At 68.4% G+C, this 20,531-nt stretch carries 17 protein-coding genes; 13 read left to right on the top strand and 4 right to left on the bottom strand.

Features of this window, described 5'->3' with window-relative positions; genetic code table 11:
- Window positions 1–92: 92 nt before the first annotated feature.
- From HBF32_RS11225 to HBF32_RS11200, 6 genes are read left to right on the top strand one after another with little or no spacing between them, the layout of a single operon-like run.
- Window positions 93–1,085 (top strand): AAA family ATPase, encoded by a 993-nt coding sequence (locus HBF32_RS11225; RefSeq protein ID WP_166699707.1) that lies wholly within the window; start codon window positions 93–95, stop codon window positions 1,083–1,085.
- Entirely contained in the window at window positions 1,082–2,002 is a 921-nt protein-coding gene (locus HBF32_RS11220; RefSeq protein WP_338039768.1) for a DUF58 domain-containing protein, read from the top strand. The genes HBF32_RS11225 and HBF32_RS11220 overlap by 4 nt, the downstream gene beginning before the upstream one ends.
- Complete coding sequence (locus HBF32_RS11215; protein ID WP_166699706.1) at window positions 2,002–2,484, top strand: DUF4381 domain-containing protein; 483 nt, start codon at window positions 2,002–2,004, stop codon at window positions 2,482–2,484. Before HBF32_RS11220 ends, HBF32_RS11215 begins: the two co-directional genes overlap by 1 nt.
- A complete protein-coding gene (locus tag HBF32_RS11210; RefSeq protein WP_166700519.1) occupies window positions 2,477–3,457 on the top strand; it encodes a VWA domain-containing protein in 981 nt (326 codons plus the stop codon). Before HBF32_RS11215 ends, HBF32_RS11210 begins: the two co-directional genes overlap by 8 nt.
- Window positions 3,454–5,349, top strand: a complete 1,896-nt coding sequence (locus HBF32_RS11205; protein ID WP_166699705.1) for a VWA domain-containing protein — start codon at window positions 3,454–3,456, stop codon at window positions 5,347–5,349. Before HBF32_RS11210 ends, HBF32_RS11205 begins: the two co-directional genes overlap by 4 nt.
- A gap of 2 nt (window positions 5,350–5,351) precedes the next feature.
- Window positions 5,352–7,043: a BatD family protein gene (locus HBF32_RS11200; RefSeq protein ID WP_166699704.1), complete on the top strand. Its 1,692-nt coding sequence runs from the start codon at window positions 5,352–5,354 to the stop codon at window positions 7,041–7,043.
- Between the two features lie 43 nt (window positions 7,044–7,086).
- Here the strand turns inward: HBF32_RS11200 and HBF32_RS11195 are convergent, their stop codons facing one another.
- Complete coding sequence (locus tag HBF32_RS11195) at window positions 7,087–7,593, bottom strand: O-acetyl-ADP-ribose deacetylase (RefSeq protein WP_166699703.1); 507 nt, start codon at window positions 7,591–7,593, stop codon at window positions 7,087–7,089.
- A gap of 74 nt (window positions 7,594–7,667) precedes the next feature.
- Between HBF32_RS11195 and HBF32_RS11190 the strand changes: the two genes are divergently transcribed.
- The 3 genes from HBF32_RS11190 (at window position 7,668) to HBF32_RS11180 (ending at window position 12,485) form a co-directional block, all read left to right on the top strand.
- On the top strand, window positions 7,668–8,126 hold the full coding sequence (locus tag HBF32_RS11190; protein WP_166699702.1) for a MarR family winged helix-turn-helix transcriptional regulator: 459 nt from the start codon (window positions 7,668–7,670) through the stop codon (window positions 8,124–8,126).
- 117 nt (window positions 8,127–8,243) lie between these two features.
- Complete coding sequence (locus HBF32_RS11185) at window positions 8,244–9,374, top strand: efflux RND transporter periplasmic adaptor subunit (protein ID WP_166699701.1); 1,131 nt, start codon at window positions 8,244–8,246, stop codon at window positions 9,372–9,374.
- Between the two features lie 9 nt (window positions 9,375–9,383).
- Window positions 9,384–12,485: an efflux RND transporter permease subunit gene (locus HBF32_RS11180; protein WP_166699700.1), complete on the top strand. Its 3,102-nt coding sequence runs from the start codon at window positions 9,384–9,386 to the stop codon at window positions 12,483–12,485.
- Between the two features lie 114 nt (window positions 12,486–12,599).
- Here HBF32_RS11180 and HBF32_RS11175 read toward each other — a convergent pair whose 3' ends face one another.
- From HBF32_RS11175 to HBF32_RS11165, 3 genes are all read right to left on the bottom strand, one after another.
- Window positions 12,600–14,042: a M20/M25/M40 family metallo-hydrolase gene (locus HBF32_RS11175; RefSeq protein WP_166699699.1), complete on the bottom strand. Its 1,443-nt coding sequence runs from the start codon at window positions 14,040–14,042 to the stop codon at window positions 12,600–12,602.
- A gap of 299 nt (window positions 14,043–14,341) precedes the next feature.
- A complete protein-coding gene (gene mscL, locus HBF32_RS11170) occupies window positions 14,342–14,752 on the bottom strand; it encodes a large-conductance mechanosensitive channel protein MscL (RefSeq protein WP_166699698.1) in 411 nt (136 codons plus the stop codon).
- Between the two features lie 70 nt (window positions 14,753–14,822).
- Complete coding sequence (locus tag HBF32_RS11165; RefSeq protein WP_166699697.1) at window positions 14,823–15,509, bottom strand: fumarylacetoacetate hydrolase family protein; 687 nt, start codon at window positions 15,507–15,509, stop codon at window positions 14,823–14,825.
- A gap of 117 nt (window positions 15,510–15,626) precedes the next feature.
- Between HBF32_RS11165 and HBF32_RS11160 the strand changes: the two genes are divergently transcribed.
- From HBF32_RS11160 to HBF32_RS11145, 4 genes are read left to right on the top strand one after another with little or no spacing between them, the layout of a single operon-like run.
- Window positions 15,627–16,877 (top strand): efflux RND transporter periplasmic adaptor subunit, encoded by a 1,251-nt coding sequence (locus tag HBF32_RS11160; RefSeq protein WP_166699696.1) that lies wholly within the window; start codon window positions 15,627–15,629, stop codon window positions 16,875–16,877.
- A 19-nt stretch (window positions 16,878–16,896) separates the two neighbouring features.
- Window positions 16,897–17,583: an ABC transporter ATP-binding protein gene (locus tag HBF32_RS11155; protein ID WP_166699695.1), complete on the top strand. Its 687-nt coding sequence runs from the start codon at window positions 16,897–16,899 to the stop codon at window positions 17,581–17,583.
- 16 nt (window positions 17,584–17,599) lie between these two features.
- Window positions 17,600–18,769, top strand: a complete 1,170-nt coding sequence (locus HBF32_RS11150; protein WP_166699694.1) for an ABC transporter permease — start codon at window positions 17,600–17,602, stop codon at window positions 18,767–18,769.
- A gap of 12 nt (window positions 18,770–18,781) precedes the next feature.
- Window positions 18,782–20,104: an ABC transporter permease gene (locus tag HBF32_RS11145; RefSeq protein ID WP_193570353.1), complete on the top strand. Its 1,323-nt coding sequence runs from the start codon at window positions 18,782–18,784 to the stop codon at window positions 20,102–20,104.
- Window positions 20,105–20,531 lie beyond the last annotated feature (427 nt).

The raw sequence follows: 20,531 nt of genomic DNA, 5'->3' as shown, positions 1-20,531 counted from the left end.
CTCTTGCCCCGGCGCAAGGCTGACCTTCGGCCCTAAACTTCCGGGCCAGTCTGTGGTCTCATCGGGCCTCAGCCTTGCCCGGGAACCCCTCGATGTCAGCTACGCCGATCGCCGCCACCCCGCTTCAGGACGCCTTCGTCCGCCTGCGCGAGGACCTGGCCACGGGGATCATCGGCCAGCCGCACCTGGTCGAATGCCTGCTCATCGCCTTGCTGGCCGACGGGCACCTGCTGGTGGAGGGTGCCCCCGGCCTCGCCAAGACCACGGCGATCAAGGCCCTCGCCACCCGGGTGGAGGCCGATTTCCACCGCATCCAGTTCACCCCCGACCTGCTTCCGGCCGATCTCACGGGCACGGACATCTTCCGCCCCCAGACCGGCAGCTTCGAGTTCGAACGCGGCCCCCTGTTCCATAACATCGTGCTGGCCGACGAGATCAACCGCGCGCCCGCCAAGGTGCAATCGGCCCTGCTGGAAGCCATGGCCGAGCGCCAGATCACGATCGGACGGCGCACCTGGCCACTGCCTGACCTGTTCATGGTGATGGCCACCCAGAACCCCATCGAGCAGGAGGGCACGTTCGCGCTGCCGGAAGCGCAGCTCGACCGCTTCCTGATGCACGTGACCATCGGTTACCCGGACGCGGACTCGGAGCTGGCGATCCTTCGCCTGGCCCGCGAGCAGGCGCGCGCGGTCCTGCACCCGACGCCGCCGCCGGTGCACCGCCTGCGTCCGGCGGATGTCTTCGCCGCGCGCGACGCGGTGCTCGCCGTGCACATGGCGGAGCCGCTGGAGCTCTACATCACCCAGCTGGTGGTGGCCTCGCGCGACTCCGGCCGTTACGGCCAGGAGCTCGCGCGCTGGATCGCCTGGGGCGCCAGCCCGCGTGCGACCATCGCGCTCGACCGCTGCGCCCGCGCCCACGCCTGGCTCGCCGGCCGCGATTACGTCGTGCCGGAGGACATCCATGCCATTGCCCACGAAGTACTGCGCCATCGCGTGCTGCCGAGCTACGAGGCGGAAGCCGAAGGCGTGCGCATCGATACGGTGATCGACCGCCTGCTGGACCTCGTTCCGCTGCCGTGACCGCCACCGCTTCCAGCGCCGACGGGCGCGTCCATGTGTCGCTCCCCGAGCTGATCGCCCTGCGCTCGCGCGTGGCCCGCGCGCCGGCGCCGCCAGTGATGTCCCGCGTGCAGCGCAGCGGGCAGCGTCCGAGCCGGTTGCACGGCCGCGGCATGGATTACGCCGAATCGCGTGTCTACCAGGCCGGCGACGACGTGCGCCGCATGGACTGGCGGCTTACCGCGCGCAGCGGTGTCGCGCACACGAAGTTGTTCCAGGAGGAACGGGAAGGGCGCCTGCTGGTCCTGCTCGATACGAACGCCAGCATGCGCTTCGGTACGCGCACGCGCTTCAAGTCCGTGCAGGCCGCGCGTGCGGCGACCATGGCCGCGTGGTACGCGGTGCGCGGCGCGGACCGCGTCGGCGTGCTCGCCTTCGGCGGGCAGCGCCAGTTGTTGCGGCCGCAGGGCGGCGCCCGCGGCGCATTGGCCTTTGCCGGTGCCCTCGCCGCGTGGGACGCCTTGCCGCCGGGCGAGGACGAGACGCTTTCGGGGGCATTGCAGCGTGCGGGTCGGCTCATGCATGGCGCTTCGCGCGTCCTGCTCGTCAGCGATGGCTTCGCGGTCGACGCGGCGGCGCGTGGACGCATGCTCGGCCTCGTCGCCAAGGCGGAAGTGGCGGTACTGACCGTCGCCGATCCGCTGGAACTGTCCGAGCCGCCGGCGGGGCGCTACCCCTTCGCCCATCGCGGCGTGCACTACGACATCGTGCTGGAGGGCGAGCGCCAGCGCGCGGATTTCGCCCGTGGCCTGGGCGACGGCCGCCGTCGCCTGGAAGAACTCTGCAACGGCCTCGGATTGCGTCACCGCACGGTGGATACGAGCGCCGATCCGCTCGATGCCGTCGTGGCCTTGCTCGGCACGGCGAGGGCACGCTGATGCCGTCGAACGGGCCCGAACTCCGCGACATCCACCTGCCCCAGGTGTCGCCGTGGTGGCCGCTGGCACCGGGCTGGTGGGTACTGCTTGCCCTTTTCGCGCTAGGCGTGACCGTCCTCGTCGTCGCGCTGCGCCGGCGGGCGGCGTGGCGTCGCTATGTCGACGCATCGCTTGCCGACCTGCGCGAAGCAACCGCACGGCACGCCGAGAACGGCGACGCCCTCGCGTTCGCGGCCGCGGCAAGCCAGCTCGTCCGCCGCGTGGCGCGCATGCGCGACCCACGCAGCGTCACGCTGTCGGGCGCGGCGTGGCGCGACGCCCTCGCCGCGATGACGCCGGCGCACGACGTGGCCGCGCTCGCCGAGCTGGACGAAGCGAAATACCGGCGCGGCGCCGACCTCGACGTGGCACGGTCGGCACGCGAGGTCGAGGCCTGGGTGCGCGCGGCGATGCGCAGGAGGCGCGCGCATGCCGCTGCCTGAGTTCGCCTGGCCCTGGATGTTCCTCGCCCTGCCGCTGCCCTGGTTGCTGCGCCATGTCCTGCGTCCGTTGAAACCCGCGCAGGCGCTGAACCTGCCGCAGCCCGGCCTGTCGCTCGTGCAGTCCTCGCTGACCCGCGCGCCGTTTGCGGCGACCGTCCTGCTCGCGCTGGCCTGGCTTTGCCTCGTCGCCGCGGCGGCGCGCCCGCAGCACCTCGGTCCCCCCGAGCCGCAGAGGCGCAGCGGCCGCGCGCTGATGATGGCGGTCGACCTCTCCGGCAGCATGTCGCTCGACGACATGCGGCTGGCTGGCCGCCAGGTGACGCGTTTCGCCGCCGTCGAGGCGATCGCCGGCGACTTCATCGACCGCCGCGCGGGGGACGAGCTGGGCCTGATCCTGTTCGGTTCGCAGGCCTACCTGGTCACGCCGCTCACCTACGACCTCGACGCCGTACGCGCGCAGTTGCATGGCGCCGTCGTGGGTCTGCCCGGCCGCGAGACGGCCATCGGCGATGCGCTGGCCGTCGCCGTGAAGCGCCTTGCCGACATGCCCGAGCAAGCACGCGTGGTCGTGCTGCTCACCGACGGCGTCAACAACGCGGGCTCGATAGCGCCGCGCGAAGCGGCGCGCGCCGCGAAAGCGGCAGGCGTGCGCGTCTACACCATCGGCATCGGTGCCAACGCCATGCGCGTCCCCGACTTCTTCGGCAGCCGCGTCGTGAACCCCTCCGCGGATCTCGATGTCGGCATGCTTACCGACATCGCGAACCAGACCGGTGGCCGCTTCTTCCGCGCCACCGACACGGACGAACTGGCCAAGGCGTACCGCGCCATCGATGCCCTCGAGCCCGTGCCGCAGCAAGGTGCCGCACTGCGGCCGCGTTTCGAACTGTTCCGCTGGCCGCTGGTCATCTCGCTCGTTCTCTTCGCCCTTGCCGTGCTTCCACGCTATGCCGGAAGGAGGGGAGTCGCATGACGGCCTGGTTCGCCGACTTCCATTTCCTCGAGCCGCGCTGGCTGTGGCTGCTCTTCCTGGTGCCGGTGCTGGCATGGCTCGTGGGCCGGCGCAGGCCTGGCGAGCGCATGCTCGCGCGCCTCGCCGACCCGGCGCTGCTCCCGTACCTGCTCGACGGCACGCCGTCGGCGTCGCGCGCGCCCGTCGCCGCGTTCGCCACTGCGGCGCTGCTGTCCATCCTGGCTCTCGCGGGCCCGTCGTGGAACAGGCAGACACAACCGCTGTTCGCCGAGCGCGCCGCGCAGGTCGTGGTGGTGTCCATGTCGCCGCGCATGCTGTCGCACGATGTCGTACCCGACCGGCTCAGCCGCGCGCGCTACAAGGTGCGCGAACTTTACGCGGCGAACCGTGACGGCTTGAACGCGCTCGTCGCCTATACGGGCGAAGCCTTCACCGTCGCACCGCTCACGACGGACGCACACAGCGTCGACGACCTCCTTAATGCGCTCGCGCCGGACACCATGCCCGTGGACGGCGACGACCCTGGCAAGGCGATCGACCTCGCCGCCGACCTCATTCGCCGCGCCGACCTGCGCGGCGGCTCCATCGTCCTGGTGACCGATCGCGCGGATGCCGCGGCCGTGGCCGCGGCACGGCGCGCACGCGTCGCCGGCGATAGCGTGTCGGTGCTCGGCATCGGCAGCGTGCGTGGCGGTCCCATCGCCACGGACGACGGTGGCTTCCTGAAGGACGCGCGCGGCACGATCGTGATGGCGCAGCGGGACGACGCGTCGCTGGCCTCGGTCGCCGGCGCGGGCGGTGGCCGCTTCGTCCCGGTCGCGGGCGATGCGTCGGACGTGGAGGCCCTGGCCGGCTTCGCGCACCGCGACGGCGGAGGGCAGGCGGTAGAGGGCACCGCTTCGGGGGAGTGGCAGGACCGCGGCCCCTGGCTGCTGCTTCCGTTGCTGCCGATCGTGGCGCTCGCGTTCCGGCGCGGCTGGCTGCTGGTGTTCGCGCTGGCCCTCGCGCCACTCTCGCCGGCGCGTGCGGACGGCATCACCGACCTGTTCCGCACGCGCGATCAGCAGGCGGCGAACGCGCTGGCGCAGGGTCATGCGCAGCAGGCGCAGGCCCTGGCGAAGGATCCGGCCCTGCGCGGCGCGGCCGCCTATCGCGCGGGCGACTACGCCGCCGCGGAGAAGGCGCTCGCTCCACGCAAGGACAGCGACTCGCAGTACAACCTCGGCAACGCGCTCGCGAAGCAGCAGCGCTATCAGGACGCCCTCGCCGCTTACGACCGCGCGCTGAAGGCGAATCCGCGCAATGAGGATGCCGCGGCCAACCGGAAGGCCGTCGCCGATTTCCTGAAGCAGCAGCAAGAGAACAAGCCGAAGCAGCAGGACAAGCAGGGTGGTTCGGGCGACCGTGACGAGGACCGGAAAGGCCAACAGGGCGACAAGGACCAGCGGCAGGGACAGCAGGACGGCAAGGACGGGAAGCAAGGCGAAAGCGGCCGGCAATCCGGTGCCGACGGCAACGAGAACGGCGAACAGCAGGGCGCGCAGGACAAGGCGGGCGAAGGCGAGGGCGGCGATCGCAGCAAGGACAACGGCAAGGCGCAGGCCCCGAAGGGCGATGCGACGGCGAAATCCGAAGCCGAGCGCGCGCAGGCGCAACAGGCGCAGGCCGCACTGAAGCAGAAGATGGACCAGGCCCTCGCCGCCAGGGGCGAAGGGAAGGATGCCGGCAGGGAACACGATCTCGGCGCGGTATCCGGCGACGATGCATCGTCGAAACTGCCGGCCGACGTGCGGCGCGCGCTGATGCGCGTGCCCGACGATCCGGGTGGCTTGTTGCGGAGGAAGTTCATGCTCGAATACCAACGCCGCCATGGCGCGGAGCCGGAAGAATGAGAATGCGCGGGATCCTGCTCGGCCTCGTCCTGGGATGCGTGCCGCTACTTGCCTGGGCGCAGGACTCGGCGCCCGTCGCTTCGCTCGACCGAAGCAGGGTGGGCGTGGGCGAAACGGTGACGCTGAACATCGAGATCGGCGACCAGACGACGGATTCGCCCGATCTCTCGCCGTTGACGCCCGACTTCATCGTTCTCGGCACCTCCACGAACCACACGCTGAGCATCATCGACGGAAAGCGCGAATCGAAGACGATCCTCGGCATCGCGCTGCGTCCGCGCCGCGAAGGACACCTCACCGTTCCTGCCTTGTCGATCGGCGGCCAGCGGACGCAGCCGGCGTCCCTCGACGTCGTGGCGTCCAGCGATACGGGTACCCCGGCCGCGGACCGCCCCGTCGCGCTCGAGGGCACGGCCGAGCCCAGGCGGGCCTATGTAGGCCAGCAGATCGACTACACGTTGCGCCTCTATTTTTCGGTGAACCTCGCCGACGGACAGTTGGGCGACCCTACGGCGGAGGGCGCCGAGGTGCGCCGCGTCGGCCAGGACGCGAACTACCAGACGATGCGTGGCGGTCGCCGTTTCAATGTCGTGGAACGGCATTACGCCATCTTCCCGCAGCACGCCGGCACGCTCGAGATCCTGCCGCCCGCGTTCCAGGGCACGGCCGTGGACCCGACCGACGCCAATTCGTTCTTCGGTGCCGGTCAACCGGTCAATGCGGTGGCCGAGAAAGTGCGTGTCGACGTGCGGGCACGCCCCGCATCCGCGACCGATGGGGCGTGGATTCCGGCCCGCGACCTGAAGCTGACGCTCGATGGGCTGCCCGCGAACGGCAAGGCACGCGTGGGACAACCCCTCACGCTCACCATGCACCTGACCGCCACCGGCATGCCGTTCGAGGCGCTGCCGGCGCTGTCGCTGCCGAAGCTCGACGGCGCGGACGTGTATCCGGACAAGGCCGTGACAGGCGGCGGCCTGAGCGGTTCCTGGGTCACCGGCCGCCGGCAGCAGGGTTTTGCCGTCGTGCCCACGCGCGCGGGGACGCTGCATATTCCGTCCACGACACTGCACTGGTGGAACGTCGTCACCGACAAACCCGAAGTGGCGACGGTGCCCGCGCGGGACATCGACGTGGCGGAAGGCGGTGCTGCGGCGCCGGCCACGACCGCGGGTGCGGTGACGTTGCCGTCCGCTGCCTCGCCGAAGGCGACCACGGCTGCCGGCGTCGCGACATCCGCGGTTCCGGACGCCGGCTATCCCTGGCGCTCGCTCTTCGTGGGCGCGCTGGCATTGTGGCTGCTGACGCTGGTCGCGTGGTTCGTCGTCGCTCGCAAGGGCGGCCTTCGCCAGGCACGGGAAGCCGTGCCCCCGGCCGACGCGCCGACGCGGGAGCGCCCGGCGCACGCGCTGTTCCTCAAGACGGTCGCGGGAACCGACTTCGCGGCGATGGAACGTAGCCTGCTCCAGTGGGCACGCACCGTCCGCCCGCCCCTTCGGACGTTGGGCGAGCTGTCGGCGGCCTTGCGCGAAGGAGCGCAGACCGACGCGATCGCGGCACTGCAACGGGCGCGCTTCGCGGGCGGCGAAGCACCGGGCGCGATCCTCCGCGATGCCTTCGAGCGGGGCTTCGACTGGTCGACCCCGGCCGCGTCGAAGAACGACGGCGGGCTTCCGCCCCTGTACCCGCGGTAGACCCCCTCTTCTTCGGCCTGGGCAGGAGCCGCTGTGGCGGCTCCTACACGAGGGTCTCGTAAATGGCGGTCATCCGGGCGCCGAAAGTGCAGAACACGACGCGCCGGGGGAGCCGGGCAGCCCCGCGGATCGTACGGACGGCTATCTCGGCCGCGGCTTCCGCCGGGTAGCCATAGATCCCTGCGCTGATGGCGGGAAACGCGATGGATTCCACGCCCTCGTCGCAGGCGATTTTGAGGCAATTCGTATAGCACTCGGCCAGAAGGCCAGGTTCGCCACGGCCGCCACCGTGCCAGACTGGCCCGGCCGTATGGATGACGAAGCGGGCGGGCAGGGCGAAGCCTGGCGTGATGCGAGCTTCGCCGGTTGGGCAGCGGACACCGCTGCGCACTTCCGGCAAAGCCCGGCAAGCGGCCAGCAGAGCCGGTCCGGCGGCGCGGTGGATCGCGCCGTCGACACCGCCGCCACCGAGCAGGGATTCGTTCGCCGCATTCACGATCGCGTCCACTGCCAGCGTGGTGATATCCGTCTCGATCACTTGGAAATTCATACGAAAAACTCCTTGTGACGGCCACGTTGCATTTGGCTACGATGTCCCCGACAACCATCGATCCACCAAAGGCCATGGCCGAACTCAAAGTCGAAGATATCTCGTTCGCATACCTCATCAACGACGTGACTTTGCTCTTCCGCAAGCACTTCGACCGACGGGCCGTGCGCTTCGGACTCACCCGCGCGCAGTGGCGCGCCCTGAAGGCACTGCATCGGCGCCCCGGCATGCGCCAGAACGAGCTGGCCGAACAACTGGACATGGAGCCCATCGCCGTAGGCCGCGTCATCGATCGCCTGCAAGCGGCGGGATTCGTCGAGCGCCGTGCCGATCCGAAGGACCGCCGCGCCTGGCGCCTGCACGATACCGACCAGGCCCGGGGTGTCATCGACGACATGGAGGATATCGCCCGGGGGCTTCGCCGTGACGCCACCCAAGGCATTTCCACCACGGATCTGCAGACCATGCTCGCCGTGCTGGACCGCATGAAGGAAAATCTCCAGGGCCTCGACGGGCCCGGCGAGGAAAGCTGAATCCAGGTCAACCGGTCGCGGGCATGTGCGTTAGCTTTTACGGTTAACCGTCCCTGAAACCAGTCCATGCCTCCCCAGCGTGGCGACCGAACCCCAAGGATTCGGCCGGAGCCCCCCATGCAGCGATCCCCCGGGAAGAAACTCCTCCTCATCGTCGTCCTCGTGGCGGTGGCGGCCATCGTTTTCGGCATGTGGCGGCACGAAGCCGGTGGCAAGGCCAAGCCCGCGGCCAAGGCGCCGACGGCCGGCGTCCCGGTCACCACGGCGGTGGCGACACGCGGCGAGATCGACCTGTCCCTGAAGGTCATCGGACGCGCCGAGGCCTATTCCACGGTGAACGTCCGCTCCCGTGTCGACGGCCAGCTCGAATCCCTCGCGTTCACGCCCGGCGCGCACGTGAAGAAGGGGGACCTGCTGGCAAAGGTGGATCCCCGTCCGCTGCAGGCCGCGTACGACGAGGCCATGGGCAACGTGGCCCGCGACCAGGCCCAGCTGGCGAAGGCCGAGGCCGACCAGGCCCGCTACCAGAACATGCTCGGCAAGGGCTTTGTCAGCCGGGCGGATTTCGACCTCTACAAGGCGAACCTCGGCGTGGCCCGCGCCGCCCTCGAGAGCGATCGCGCGGCGGCACGCGCCGCCAAGACCCAGCTGGACTTCACCACCATCGTCGCACCCTTCGACGGGGTGACCGGTGCGCCGCTGGCCTATCCCGGCGCGACGCTCAGCGCGGATACCACCGACATCGTGGTGCTCAACGAAGTGGACCCGATCCGCGTCGCCTTCTCCATTCCCGAGGACAGCCTCGCCGCCGTGCGCAACAGCGTGCGCCGCGGGCCCCTGCCGGTGCATGCGAAGATTCCAGGCGACGACGGCGCGCCGCTGAACGGCGAACTGGAATTCATCGACAACAGCGTGGACGCCACCACCGGCACCATCGTCCTGAAGGGGCGTTTCGAGAACGCCGACGGACGGCTCACGCCGGGCCAGTTCGCGGAAGTGACGCTGCCCACCACGCGTTTGTCCGACGCGGTGAGCATTCCCGTGGTCGCCTTGCAGAGTTCCACGGCGGGCACCTTCGTCTTCGTGGTGAAGGCGGACGGCACGGTGGAACAACGTACGATCGCGACGGGCGCGACCACCGCGGACCGCGTGGTCGTCGACAAGGGCCTGCAGGCGGGCGAACGCGTCGTCACGGAAGGCCAGATGCTGCTCGTCGACGGCGCCCGCGTGCGCGTCGACAAGGGTTGAGGGCTGCCCATGAACCTGCCGGAACTCTGCATCCGCCGGCCCGTGATGACCACGCTGCTGATGTCGGCGCTGGTCATCTTCGGCATCGCCGCCTACCCGAAGCTACCGGTCAACGAGCTGCCCAACGTCGACTTTCCGACGATCAACATCAACGCCAGCCTGCCCGGCGCGTCGCCGGAGACGATGGCATCGTCGGTGGCCACTCCGCTCGAAGCGCAGTTGTCGACCATCGCCGGCATCGATTCGATGACTTCCTCCAGTTCGCTGGGCTCGACGTCCATCACGGTCACCTTCGCGCTGAATCGCAGCATCGACGGCGCGGCACAGGACGTGCAGGCGGCCATCTCCGCCGCGACACGCCAGCTGCCGCGCGAGATGCCCACGCCGCCCACCTACCGCAAGGTGAACCCGGCCGACGCGCCGATTCTCTACCTCACCATGCAGTCGTCGACGCTGCCGCTGTCCACTGTCGACGACTACGCGGAAACCGAGCTGGCCCAGCGGCTGTCGATGGTGGATGGCGTGGCGCAGGTGAATGTCTACGGGTCGCAGAAGTACGCCGTGCGCATCGCCGTCGACCCCGACCGGCTCGCCGCCACGGGTATCGGCGTGGACCGGATGCGCGATGCCATCGCGGCGGCCAACGTGAACAAGGCCACCGGCTCGCTCAACGGCAAGCGACAGCTGCTCTCGATCCGGTCGGACGGCCAGCTGATGCGCGCGGCGGATTACGGCCAGGTGGTCGTCGCCTACCGCAACGGCGCGCCCGTGCGCCTGTCCGACATCGCCACGCCGCGCGACAGCGTGCAGGATGACCAGAAGGCCAGCTGGTTCAACGGCGGACGCTCGATCACGCTGGCGATCCAGCGCCAGCCTGGCGCGAACACCGTGGAAACCGTCGACAACATCCTGCGCCTGCTGCCGGGCTTCACCGCCACGCTGCCGCCCTCGGTGAAGCTGAGCGTGATGTACGACCGCTCGTCGTCGATCCGCGATTCCGTGCACGACGTACAGTTCACCCTCGTGCTCGCGGGCATCCTCGTGGTGCTGGTCATCTACCTGTTCCTCGGCAACGCCTCGGCCACGCTGATTCCAGCCGTGGCGCTTCCGATTTCCGTGCTCGGCACGTTCGGCGCCATGTTCGCCCTCGGCTACAGCCTCGACAATCTCTCGCTGCTGGCGCTCACGCTGGCGGTGGGCTTCGTGGTCGACGACGCCATCGTGATGCTCGAGAACATCATGCGTCACATCGAAATGGGGGAGAAACCCTTCGATGCGGCCGTGATCGGTGCGGGCGAGATCGGTTTCACCATCTTCTCCATGACGCTGTCGCTGGTCGCCGTGTTCATCCCCGTGATGTTCATGGGCGGCATCGTCGGGCGCCTGTTCCACGAATTCGCCGTCGTCATCAGCGTGTCGATCCTGATCTCGGGCTTCGTCTCGATCACGCTCACGCCGATGCTGTGCAGCCGCTTCGTGAAGGCGCACGACCATGAAAAGCGCAGTGTCGTCGTGGTCTGGTTCGATCGCGGCTTTGCCGCCGTGTCCGGCGGCTATACGCGCTCGCTTGCCTGGTGCATGCGCCATCCGCGCGTCGTCATCGGCGTGTTCGCGCTCAGCCTCGCGGCGACGGGCCTGCTGTTCGCGATCACGCCGAAGGACTTCATTCCCGCAGGCGACAGCGGCCAGCTGCGCGTGACGACGGAAGGTCCGACCGACATTTCCTTCGCGGCCATGTCGGCGCGCCAGCAGGCGATCGCCTCGATCGCACGGCAGGATCCGAACATCGAAGCCGTCATGTCGAGCGTCGGCGCGGGCGGGCCGCGCGCCACGGCGAACGCCGGCTCCATGCTGCTCCGCCTGAAGCCGCCCGGCGAACGCGGCCATGCCACGCCCGACGAGATCATCCAGGAGCTGCGGCGCAAGTTCGCCGACGTGCCGGGCATCCGCACGTACATCCAGAATCCGCCGGCGATCCAGGTCGGAGGCCGCCAGTCGAAGGCGCAGTACCAGTACACCGTGCAGTCCACCGACCTGCATGCCCTCTACGAATGGTCGGGAAAACTCGTGGACGCGTTCCAGAAACTGCCGGGTTTCCAGGACGTCACCACCGACCTCGACCTCAACAGCCCGTCCATCGTGGTCACGGTGAACCGCGACAAGCTGGCGCCGCTGGGGCTCACGATGGACCAGGTGCAGACGGCACTCGGCACGGCGTTCGGCGAGAACCAGATCTCCACCATCTACGGGGCGGCGACGCAGTACTGGGTGATCCTGCAGGTCGAGCGCCACATGCAGGACGATCCCGCCGTCCTGTCGCGGCTCTATGTGACCGCGGACAGCGGCAAGCTCATTCCGCTGAACACGGTGGCGAGCTTCCAGCGCAAGCCGCAGGTGCTCACGGTCAACCACCAGGGCCAGCTGCCCGCGGTGACGGTGTCGTTCAACCTGGCGCCGGGCGTATCGCTCAGCGACGCGGTGGCGAGCATCGATCGCGCGACGACGGGAATGAAGCTGCCGCCGACCCTCAGCGGTGCGGTGCAGGGCACGGCGCAGGCCTTCCAGGATTCCGTGAAGGGCATGGGCCTGCTGCTCCTGCTGGCCGTGTTCGTCATCTACCTGGTGCTGGGCATCCTCTATGAAAGCTTCATCCACCCGCTGACGATTCTTTCCGGCCTTCCCGCCGCGGCGGTCGGCGCCTTGCTCACGCTGGTGATCTTCAACGCGTCGCTGGACCTGTTCGCCTTCGTCGGCATCATCATGCTGGTGGGTATCGTGAAGAAGAACGCGATCATGATGATCGACTTCGCGCTCGAACGTCAGCGTGAGGAAGGCATGGCACCGTTCGACGCGATTTACGAAGCTTGCCGCGTGCGTTTCCGTCCGATCATGATGACCACGATGGCGGCCTTCGCGGGCACGCTGCCGATCGCGCTGGGCATCGGCGCAGGCGCGGAAACCCGCCGTCCCCTCGGCCTCGCCGTGGTGGGCGGCCTCGTGGTATCGCAGATCCTGACGCTCTACCTCACGCCGGTGATCTACCTCTACATGAACCGCCTGCAAGACAGGTTGGCGCCGGCGAAGGAGCTCGAGGCCAACCCGGTGCATTAGCTGTAGGAGCCGCTATAGCGGCGAGGGGAACCTGCCTCGCGGCTCCGCCGCTTCGTTGGCTTCTCGCCGCTATAGCGGCTCCTACAGGATTATTGCGGCTCCCACATGTCGGTATCAGTCGTGCGCGCCGTCGTTCTTGAACGCGTCCGGTGCCGAGCCGAAATCGCCGTCGGCCTGTGCGGCCATGTAGGCGAAGGTCGCATACACCGCCACGTTCTGCGCCAATGCCTTCGGATCGATCTTGTCGAGCGTGTCGTTGGCGTTGTGGTGGTAATCGAAGTAGTCGGTGCCGTCCTGGGTGAGCGACAGCGCGGCCATGCCTTTCGCGTGCATCTGCGAGAGATCGGAGCCACCGCCGCCGGGCTTGGTCGCGTCGTAGGCCACGCCGATCGGCTCGATCACCTTCGCGATCTGCTCGATGGCGCCGCGCGCCGACGGCTTCACGCTCGCGCTCATGCGCCAGATGCGGCCCGCGCCGAAGTCGGACTCGGTACCGAGCTGGAACCTCGAGACCTCCCCGGCGTGCGCTTCCGCGTAGGCGCGACCGCCCCAGAGGCCCATTTCCTCGTTGGCGAAGGCGATGACACGGATGCTGCGATCCGGCCGCTGCGGCATGTCCTTGATGAGCTTCGCGGCGGCCGCGGCGATGGCCACGCCCGCACCGTCGTCGATCGCGCCCGTGCCGAGGTCCCACGAATCCAGGTGTCCGCCGATGGCGACGACCTGGTCCGGATGCTTCGCGCCGGTGACCTCGGCGATGACGTTGCTGCCCTCGTAAGTACCGACGACACCGACGTCGAGGTCGAGCTTCACGGTCACGGGCTTGCCTTCCTTGAGGATGCGCTCGAGCTGGTCGGCATCGGGCAGTGACAGGGCGGCGGCGGGAATCGCTTCCTTCGGATCCTGGAACCCGGTGACGCCGGTATGCGGCGTGCGGCTGTGCGGATCGGTGCCGGCGGAACGCAGGAGGTAGGCGGCGGCGCCCATCTTCGCGGCGATCACGGCGCCCGCGGTGCGCGTGGCCGAGCCGTCGCGGTAGTCGTGGCCGTCCTTCTGCCGGTGCATATGCGTGCTGACGTAGACGATCTTGCCCTTGACCGTCGCCGGATCGGCCTTCTTCAGCGCATCCAGGTCGTCGAAGCCGACCACCTGCGCGGCGAGTCCGCCCTTCGGCGTGCCGGCCGAGTAGCCCAGCGCGGTCAGGGCCAGCGGCTGCGGAAAGGGCGAGACGATCTCGGCGTGTTCGCTGCGACGCTCCCACAGCGGGTAGCTCACCTTCTCGGTGTAAACCTTGTCGAAGCCCATGGCCTTGAACTTCGACACCGTCCAGGCGACGCCACGCGCATCGCCGGGGCTGCCGGCGAGGCGCGGGCCGACTTCGGTGGTGAGGCCGGTGACGAATTCGTAGCCGGTGTCGTCCTTCATCGCCCGGTCGCGCAGTGCGGTAGCGGCGGCGACGGCCTTGGCGGGAATCGTGGTGGCCTTGTCGGCGGCGTGGGCGGAGAAGGCAAGCGCAAGGCACGCGGCAAGCGCGTGGAGACGGAACGTAGGACGCATCGGTGACCCCCGGGGACGGAAACACCGATTATTGCGCCCTGGGCGCCGGCCACGACTAGGCCGGAAGTCACGGAAGTGGAACGTAGGCGCAACTGTCTTTGTGGGAGCCGCTTCAGCGGCGATGGGGCTCGCGGTACGCGTGCCCGCTGCCGCGGGATCGCCGGCACAGCCGGCTCCCACAAGGTTCCTTCCGGGCCTGCTCTTCCGTAGGAGCCGCTATAGCGGCGAGAAGCCCACGGAGCGATGAAGCGGCAAGGCGGCTTCCCCTCGCCGCGATAGCGGCGCCTGCGGGAAGACGGTCAGGGCGCGCGGTTCTGCTGTTTGAGGAGATCGCGGATCTCGGTCAGCAGCGCCACGTCCGCCGGCGGTGCCGCCGGTGCAGCCTCTTCGCGGCGGCTGAGGCGGTTGATCGCCTTGACCACGATGAAGATCGCGAAGGCGACGATGACGAACTGGATCAGCACGTTGATGAAGACGCCGTACTGTATGGCGACCTCGGCGGTCTTGGTGGCCGGATCGCCGGGTTTCAGCACCCACTTCCAGTCCGAGAAATCGATGCCGCCCATCGCCCATCCGAGTGGCGGCATGATGATGTTTTCCACCAGCGAAGTGACGATCTTGCCGAACGCGGCACCGATCACGACGCCGACCGCCAGGTCGACCACATTGCCGCGCAGTGCGAATTTCTTGAATTCCGCGATGAAGCTCATCGGCCCTTCTCCTCATGGCTTGTCGGCGAACGTATGAACCTAACGATCCGTATGTCGGTGCTTCGCGAAGTCAGACCACGCGCCCCTCGAGCGTGGCGACGCCTTCCAGGGTGGCGAGGAAGCGGTCGCCCCGCGCCAGCGCGGCCACGCCGGCCGGCGTGCCCGTGTAGACGATATCACCGGCCTTCAGCGCGAACAGACGCGAGAGCGCGCTGAGTATTTCCGGCACGTCGAGGACCATGTCGCCCAGCGTGGCCTGCTGGCGGACTTCGCCGTTGACCTCCAGCACGATGCGGGTGGCGGCCGACAGCGTGGCCTCCCCGGCGGGCACCAGCGCGGATACGGGCGCGGAATGGTCGAAGGCCTTCGCGACGTCCCACGGCGCGCCCTTGGCCTTGGCCTGCGCCTGCAGGTCCCGGCGGGTCAGGTCGAGGCCTACGCCGTAGCCCCAGACCAGCCTGGCGGCCTCTTCGACGGAGAGGTCCGAGCCGCCGGCGCCGAGGGCCACCACCATCTCCACTTCGTGGTGCAGGTCGGCGGTGGCGGACGGGTAGGGCACCTCGGCGCCGTCGGTCACCAGGGCGTCCGCGGGCTTCGTGAAGAACATCGGGTTAGTCTTGTCCACCGAGGCACCCATTTCGCGGGCGTGATCGGCGTAATTGCGGCCGATGCAGAAGACGCGGCGGACGGGAAAGCGCTCGGCGCGACCGGCGACGGGGATGCTCGGCTGGGCCGGCGAAGGGATGACGGTTTTCATGTCCCAAGACTAGCAGGTGACACCTGTCACGGCAGATGACTGATGGCCGCAAGTAGTGCACGGTCGCCGCGGGGACGCATGATCTTGCTGCAAAGGCGGCTTGGGGAAAGAGGGACGATGACTTCGAACACCGAGCTGCTCAGGCAGCTGAAGATCGACAAGGCGAACAGGGAATCGCACGACGGAGGGGGAAGCCGCGGTGGCCGTAACGCGCTTATCGCGGTCGCCGCCGTCTTGATCGTGCTGGCGCTCGCCGGCGGCACGTGGGCCTTCCTGGCCCGGCGTCCCGTCGAGGTGCGGACAACCACCGCCGTCGCGCCGAGCGCCAACAGCGAGGCTGGCGCGGTGCTGCAGGCCACGGGCTACGTCACCGCGCGACGCCAGGCGACCGTGTCGGCGCAGATCACCGGCACCCTGGTGGAGGTCCTCATCGAGGAAGGCGACCGGGTGAAAAAGGGCCAGGTCCTGGCCCGGCTCGAGGACAACGCCTTGCGCGCGAGCCTCGAATCCGCCCGCGCCAACGCCGCGGCGGCGCACGCCGGCGTGGTGCAGGCAGAGGCGCAGCTGGCGCAGGCCAGGCGCGACGCGGATCGCCAGGAGGCGCTGGTCGGCCGTGGACTGGTCTCGCGCCAGCTGGCCGAACAGACCCGCACCCAGGCCAACACGTATCGCGCCCAATGGAACACGGCGCGTCGCCAGGCCGATGCCGCCGACGCGCAGGTTAACGTCGGGCAGGTCAACCTCGATTACACGGTGGTGCGCGCGCCCTTCGACGGCGTGATCACCGATAAGGCCGCGCAGGTCGGCGAAATCGTTTCGCCGCTGTCCGCCGGCGGCGGCTTCACCCGCACGGGCGTCGGCACCATCGTGGACATGGACTCGCTGGAGATCGACGTCGACGTCAACGAGGCCTACATCGGCCGAGTACAGCCCGACATGCCTGCCGAAGCCGTGCTCGACGCCTATCCCGACTGGCGCATTCCGGCGCACGTGATCGCGATCGTGCCGGCCGCGGATCGCGGCAAGGCCACGGTGAAGGTACGCGTGGCCATCGAACAGAAAGACGCCCGCATCGTGCCCGACATGGGCGTGCGCGTGTCCTTCCTCGAACGGCGCGCCCCGCTTCAGGCGAACGCGCCGAAAGGCGTACTCGTGCCGGCCACCGCGCTTGTCCGCCGCGACGACCGCGACGTGGTCTACACCGTCACCGACGGCAAGGCCGCGATGCGCCCGGTGAAGGCGGCACGCCAACCCGTCGGCGAGCTGCGGCTGGTCACCGACGGCATCGCCGCGGGCGACACCGTGATCGTTTCGCCACCTTCCGACCTCGCCGACGGCGCCGCTGTTCGCGCCGCCGCCACGCCCTGATATCCACGGAGACAGAACCATGGCAACCCTGATCGACATCCAGGATCTTTCCAAGGTCTACGAGCGCGGCCGGCAGAAGGTCGAGGTCCTGCATAACGTGAACCTCAAGATCGAGGAAGGCGACTTCCTCGCGCTGATGGGTCCGTCGGGCTCGGGCAAGACCACCTTGCTCAACCTCATCGGTGGCCTCGACACACCGAGCGGCGGCAGCATCACCGTCGGCGGCGACCGCATCGACCAGCTCGGCTCCGGGGCGCTGGCGAAGTGGCGCGCGGCCCACGTCGGCTTCGTCTTCCAGTTCTACAACCTCATGCCGATGCTCACCGCGCAGCGCAACGTGGAGCTGCCGTTGCTCCTCACGAAGCTGTCCGGCGCCCACCGCAAGCAGAACGCTTCCGTGGCGTTGCAACTGGTGGGCCTCGCCGACCGCGCGACGCACAAGCCGTCGGAACTCTCGGGCGGGCAGCAGCAGCGCGTGGCGATCGCACGCGCGATCGTTTCCGATCCGACCCTGCTCGTGTGCGACGAGCCGACCGGCGACCTCGACCGCCAGTCCGCCGAAGATATCCTCGGCCTGCTGCGCGAACTCAATCGGGAACACGGCAAGACGATCGTCATGGTGACCCACGATCCGAAGGCCGCCGAGTACGCCAACCACATCCTCCACCTCGACAAGGGCACCCTCGTCGAGCAGGCCATGGCGTGACGCGGAGGCTGCCGGCATGAAATACCTGCACCTCATCTGGGCCGCGCTGTTCCGGCGCAAGACGCGCACCTTCTTCACCCTGGTGTCGATCCTTGCCGCCTTCCTGCTGTTCGGCATGCTCGACGCGACGCGCTCGGCGTTCTCGTCGGGCGGGGACAGCGTGATCGGCGTCGACCGCCTGCTCACCACCTCGCGTTATTCCATCATCCAGTCGCTGCCGGCGAGCCTGTCCACGCGCATGCAGGCCGTGCCTGGCGTGAAGAGCGTGGGTTATGCGAATTGGTTCGGCGGCATCTACCAGGATCCGAAGAACTTCGTCCTGAGCTTCGCGGTGAGCGACAACTACCTGGACATCTACCATGAGATCGTCCTGCCGCCCGGGCAACGCAAGGCTTTCGAGAGCACCCGCACGGGCGCCATCGTGGGCGAGGCGCTGGCGAAGCGCTACGGCTGGAAGGTGGGCGACAAGATTCCCCTCCAGTCGACGATCTTCCCGCAGCGCAACGGCGACAAGACCTGGCCGTTCGACCTCGTCGGCATCTACAAGCCGGCCAAGGGCGCGGCCAACGGCACCGACCAGCAGTTCTTCTTCCACCACAAGTATTTCGAGGACGCCAACGCCTTCCAGACCGTGGGGACAACGGTCGGCTGGTACGTCGTGCAGCTGACCTCGGCCGACAAGGCCGACTCGGTCGCGAAGGCCATCGACGCGCTTTCGGCGAACTCGGACCACGAGACGAAGACGCAGACCGAGCAGGCCTTCAACGCCTCGTTCGTGAAGCAGCTGGGCGACATCGGTCTGATCGTGTCGGCGATCATGGGCGCCGTTTTCTTCACCCTGATCCTGCTCACCGGCAACACCATGGCCCAGGCGGTGCGCGAGCGTACCAACGAGCTGGCGGTGCTGAAGACCATCGGCTTCTCCAGTCGCAGCGTGCTGGGGATGGTGCTTGCCGAGGGCATGCTCCTGCTGCTGCTCGGCGGCATCCTCGGCCTCGCCCTGGCGACGGTGGTCGTGCCGATCGTGGCCAAGGGTAGCGGCGGCATGCTCAACCTGCCGCCGCTGGGCATGCAGACATGGATCCTCGGCATCGTGCTGATGCTGGTCATCGGTGCGCTCGTCGGCGCGCTGCCCGCCATCCGCGCCATGCGCCTGAACATCGTCGACGCGCTCGCCGGCCGCTGAGGAGACACGCCAATGAAATCCCTGAAGAAGTTCGCTATCGGTCTTCTCGCCGTGCTGGTCGTGGCGGTGTTCCTCGCCATCTGGATCGCCTTGCCGTGGCCGGGCATCGTCGCCCTCGCGATAGCTCTCGCCATCTGGATGGCGGTCACCCGGCGTGGCAAGCAGACCTGGGAAGTCACGAAGGTCGGCCTCGCCACGGTCACCCAGCGGCTGGGTTCCTCGTCGGTGGTCGTCGTGGGCATCGCCGGCGTGGTGGGCGTGCTCGTGGCCATGCTTGCCATGAGCGAGGGCTTCGCCGAGACGCTGCGTTCCACCGGCAACGACCGCACGGCCATCGTGCTGCGCGGCGGCTCGCAGGCGGAACTCAATTCCATCCTCGATCGCGATAGCGCCAACGTGGTGATCCAGGCGCCGGGCGTGAAGAAGGACGCGCAAGGCAAGCCGATCGCCTCGGGTGAACTCGTGGTGGTGGCCAACCTGCCGCGCAAGGGCGAACCGGACAGCGATTCCAACGTACCCATCCGGGGCGTGAGCGAGGATGTCTGGAACCTGCGCGACCAGGTGAAGATCGTGCAGGGCCGCAAGTTCAAGCCGGGCCTGCGCGAGCTGATCGTCGGCAAGGGCGCGCTGGCGCAGTTCGAAGGGCTCGACGTGGGCAAGAACATCCGTCTCGCGGGGCAGACCTGGACGGTGGTCGGCGTGTTCGAATCGAACGATTCCCTCGAATCGGAACTCTGGGGCGACACGCAGAGTGTCGCTTCGGCCTATCGCCGCGGCAGCAGCGTGCAGTCGGTGACCGTGCTGCTGGATTCCCCGGCATCCTTCGACGCGTTCAAGGCCAGCCTGGTCGCGGACCCGCGCCTGAAGGTCGACGTGACCACGACCCGCGAATACTTCGGAAAGCAGTCCGAGGGCCTGACCAAGGTGCTGCGCGCGGTGGGCATCACCGTCGGCATCATCATGGCGATCGGTGCGGTGTTCGGCGCACTCAATACGATGTTCGCAGCCATCCAGGCCCGTGCCCGCGAGATCGCCACGCTGCGCGCCATCGGCTTCCGCGGCATACCCGTGGTGGTGTCTGTGATGCTGGAGACGATGCTGCTCGCCTTGCTCGGCGGCGTCATCGGTGCCGGCATCGTGTGGATCGTCTTCAACGGCTACACGGCCTCCACGCTGGGAGCGAACTTCAGTCAGGTGGTGTTTCGCTTCCATGTGAGTACCGGTTTGTTATGGACCGGCATCAAGTGGGCTCTCGCGATCGGTTTCGTCGGTGGCCTCTTCCCCGCACTGCGTGCCGCGCGACTCCCCGTAACGGCGGCCCTGCGCGAACTGTAGGGCAGGGGCGAGGCCGATCCCGCACGCCTCGACGAGCGCGCGCGGATCGGCGGACGCCGGCGTGAATCGCTGGCAGGAGGCTAGCGCGGCGATGCCCACGCCAAAGACGGTAATCATGCGCGCCGCCCACCAGCGGTGGCGGCGCGAGCAACGGAATCGTGTCGATCGGGTCCCAGCCATGCCCACTCCCATGTCGAGGCAGGTAAGCCTAGGAAGCCTTGAGAACTTCGGACATCGAACAATTCTGAAAATACGTCGGCGCTATCGCAGGATGCGAGCCACATCACAGATTGGAGGGTGCCAACGATCGGCGCGGCGAGGCCATCGCGTGGCACATTGATCACTAAGGGGTGAAGTCATTTCGTCCGCCATCTGCTCAGATCGAAAACCAGGAGGGAATTCCTCTTGTCAATCATCGACCTCAGCT

The sequence above is a fragment of the Luteibacter yeojuensis genome, assembly GCF_011742875.1.
Classification (GTDB): Bacteria; Pseudomonadota; Gammaproteobacteria; order Xanthomonadales; family Rhodanobacteraceae; genus Luteibacter; species Luteibacter yeojuensis.
This window is presented reverse-complemented; position numbering and strand designations above follow the sequence as displayed.

What these genes read in the sequence shown, in the direction of transcription:
- HBF32_RS11160 (WP_166699696.1), top strand. Translation starts at nt 15,627, where the DNA reads ATGACTTCGAACACCGAGCTGCTCAGGCAGCTGAAGATCGACAAGGCG.
- HBF32_RS11225 (WP_166699707.1), top strand. Translation starts at nt 93, where the DNA reads ATGTCAGCTACGCCGATCGCCGCCACCCCGCTTCAGGACGCCTTCGTC.
- HBF32_RS11200 (WP_166699704.1), top strand. Translation starts at nt 5,352, where the DNA reads ATGCGCGGGATCCTGCTCGGCCTCGTCCTGGGATGCGTGCCGCTACTT.
- HBF32_RS11195 (WP_166699703.1), bottom strand. Translation starts at nt 7,593, where the DNA reads ATGAATTTCCAAGTGATCGAGACGGATATCACCACGCTGGCAGTGGAC.
- HBF32_RS11155 (WP_166699695.1), top strand. Translation starts at nt 16,897, where the DNA reads ATGGCAACCCTGATCGACATCCAGGATCTTTCCAAGGTCTACGAGCGC.
- mscL (WP_166699698.1), bottom strand. Translation starts at nt 14,752, where the DNA reads ATGAGCTTCATCGCGGAATTCAAGAAATTCGCACTGCGCGGCAATGTG.
- HBF32_RS11145 (WP_193570353.1), top strand. Translation starts at nt 18,782, where the DNA reads ATGAAATCCCTGAAGAAGTTCGCTATCGGTCTTCTCGCCGTGCTGGTC.
- HBF32_RS11185 (WP_166699701.1), top strand. Translation starts at nt 8,244, where the DNA reads ATGCAGCGATCCCCCGGGAAGAAACTCCTCCTCATCGTCGTCCTCGTG.
- HBF32_RS11165 (WP_166699697.1), bottom strand. Translation starts at nt 15,509, where the DNA reads ATGAAAACCGTCATCCCTTCGCCGGCCCAGCCGAGCATCCCCGTCGCC.
- HBF32_RS11205 (WP_166699705.1), top strand. Translation starts at nt 3,454, where the DNA reads ATGACGGCCTGGTTCGCCGACTTCCATTTCCTCGAGCCGCGCTGGCTG.
- HBF32_RS11215 (WP_166699706.1), top strand. Translation starts at nt 2,002, where the DNA reads ATGCCGTCGAACGGGCCCGAACTCCGCGACATCCACCTGCCCCAGGTG.
- HBF32_RS11180 (WP_166699700.1), top strand. Translation starts at nt 9,384, where the DNA reads ATGAACCTGCCGGAACTCTGCATCCGCCGGCCCGTGATGACCACGCTG.
- HBF32_RS11150 (WP_166699694.1), top strand. Translation starts at nt 17,600, where the DNA reads ATGAAATACCTGCACCTCATCTGGGCCGCGCTGTTCCGGCGCAAGACG.
- HBF32_RS11190 (WP_166699702.1), top strand. Translation starts at nt 7,668, where the DNA reads ATGGCCGAACTCAAAGTCGAAGATATCTCGTTCGCATACCTCATCAAC.
- HBF32_RS11175 (WP_166699699.1), bottom strand. Translation starts at nt 14,042, where the DNA reads ATGCGTCCTACGTTCCGTCTCCACGCGCTTGCCGCGTGCCTTGCGCTT.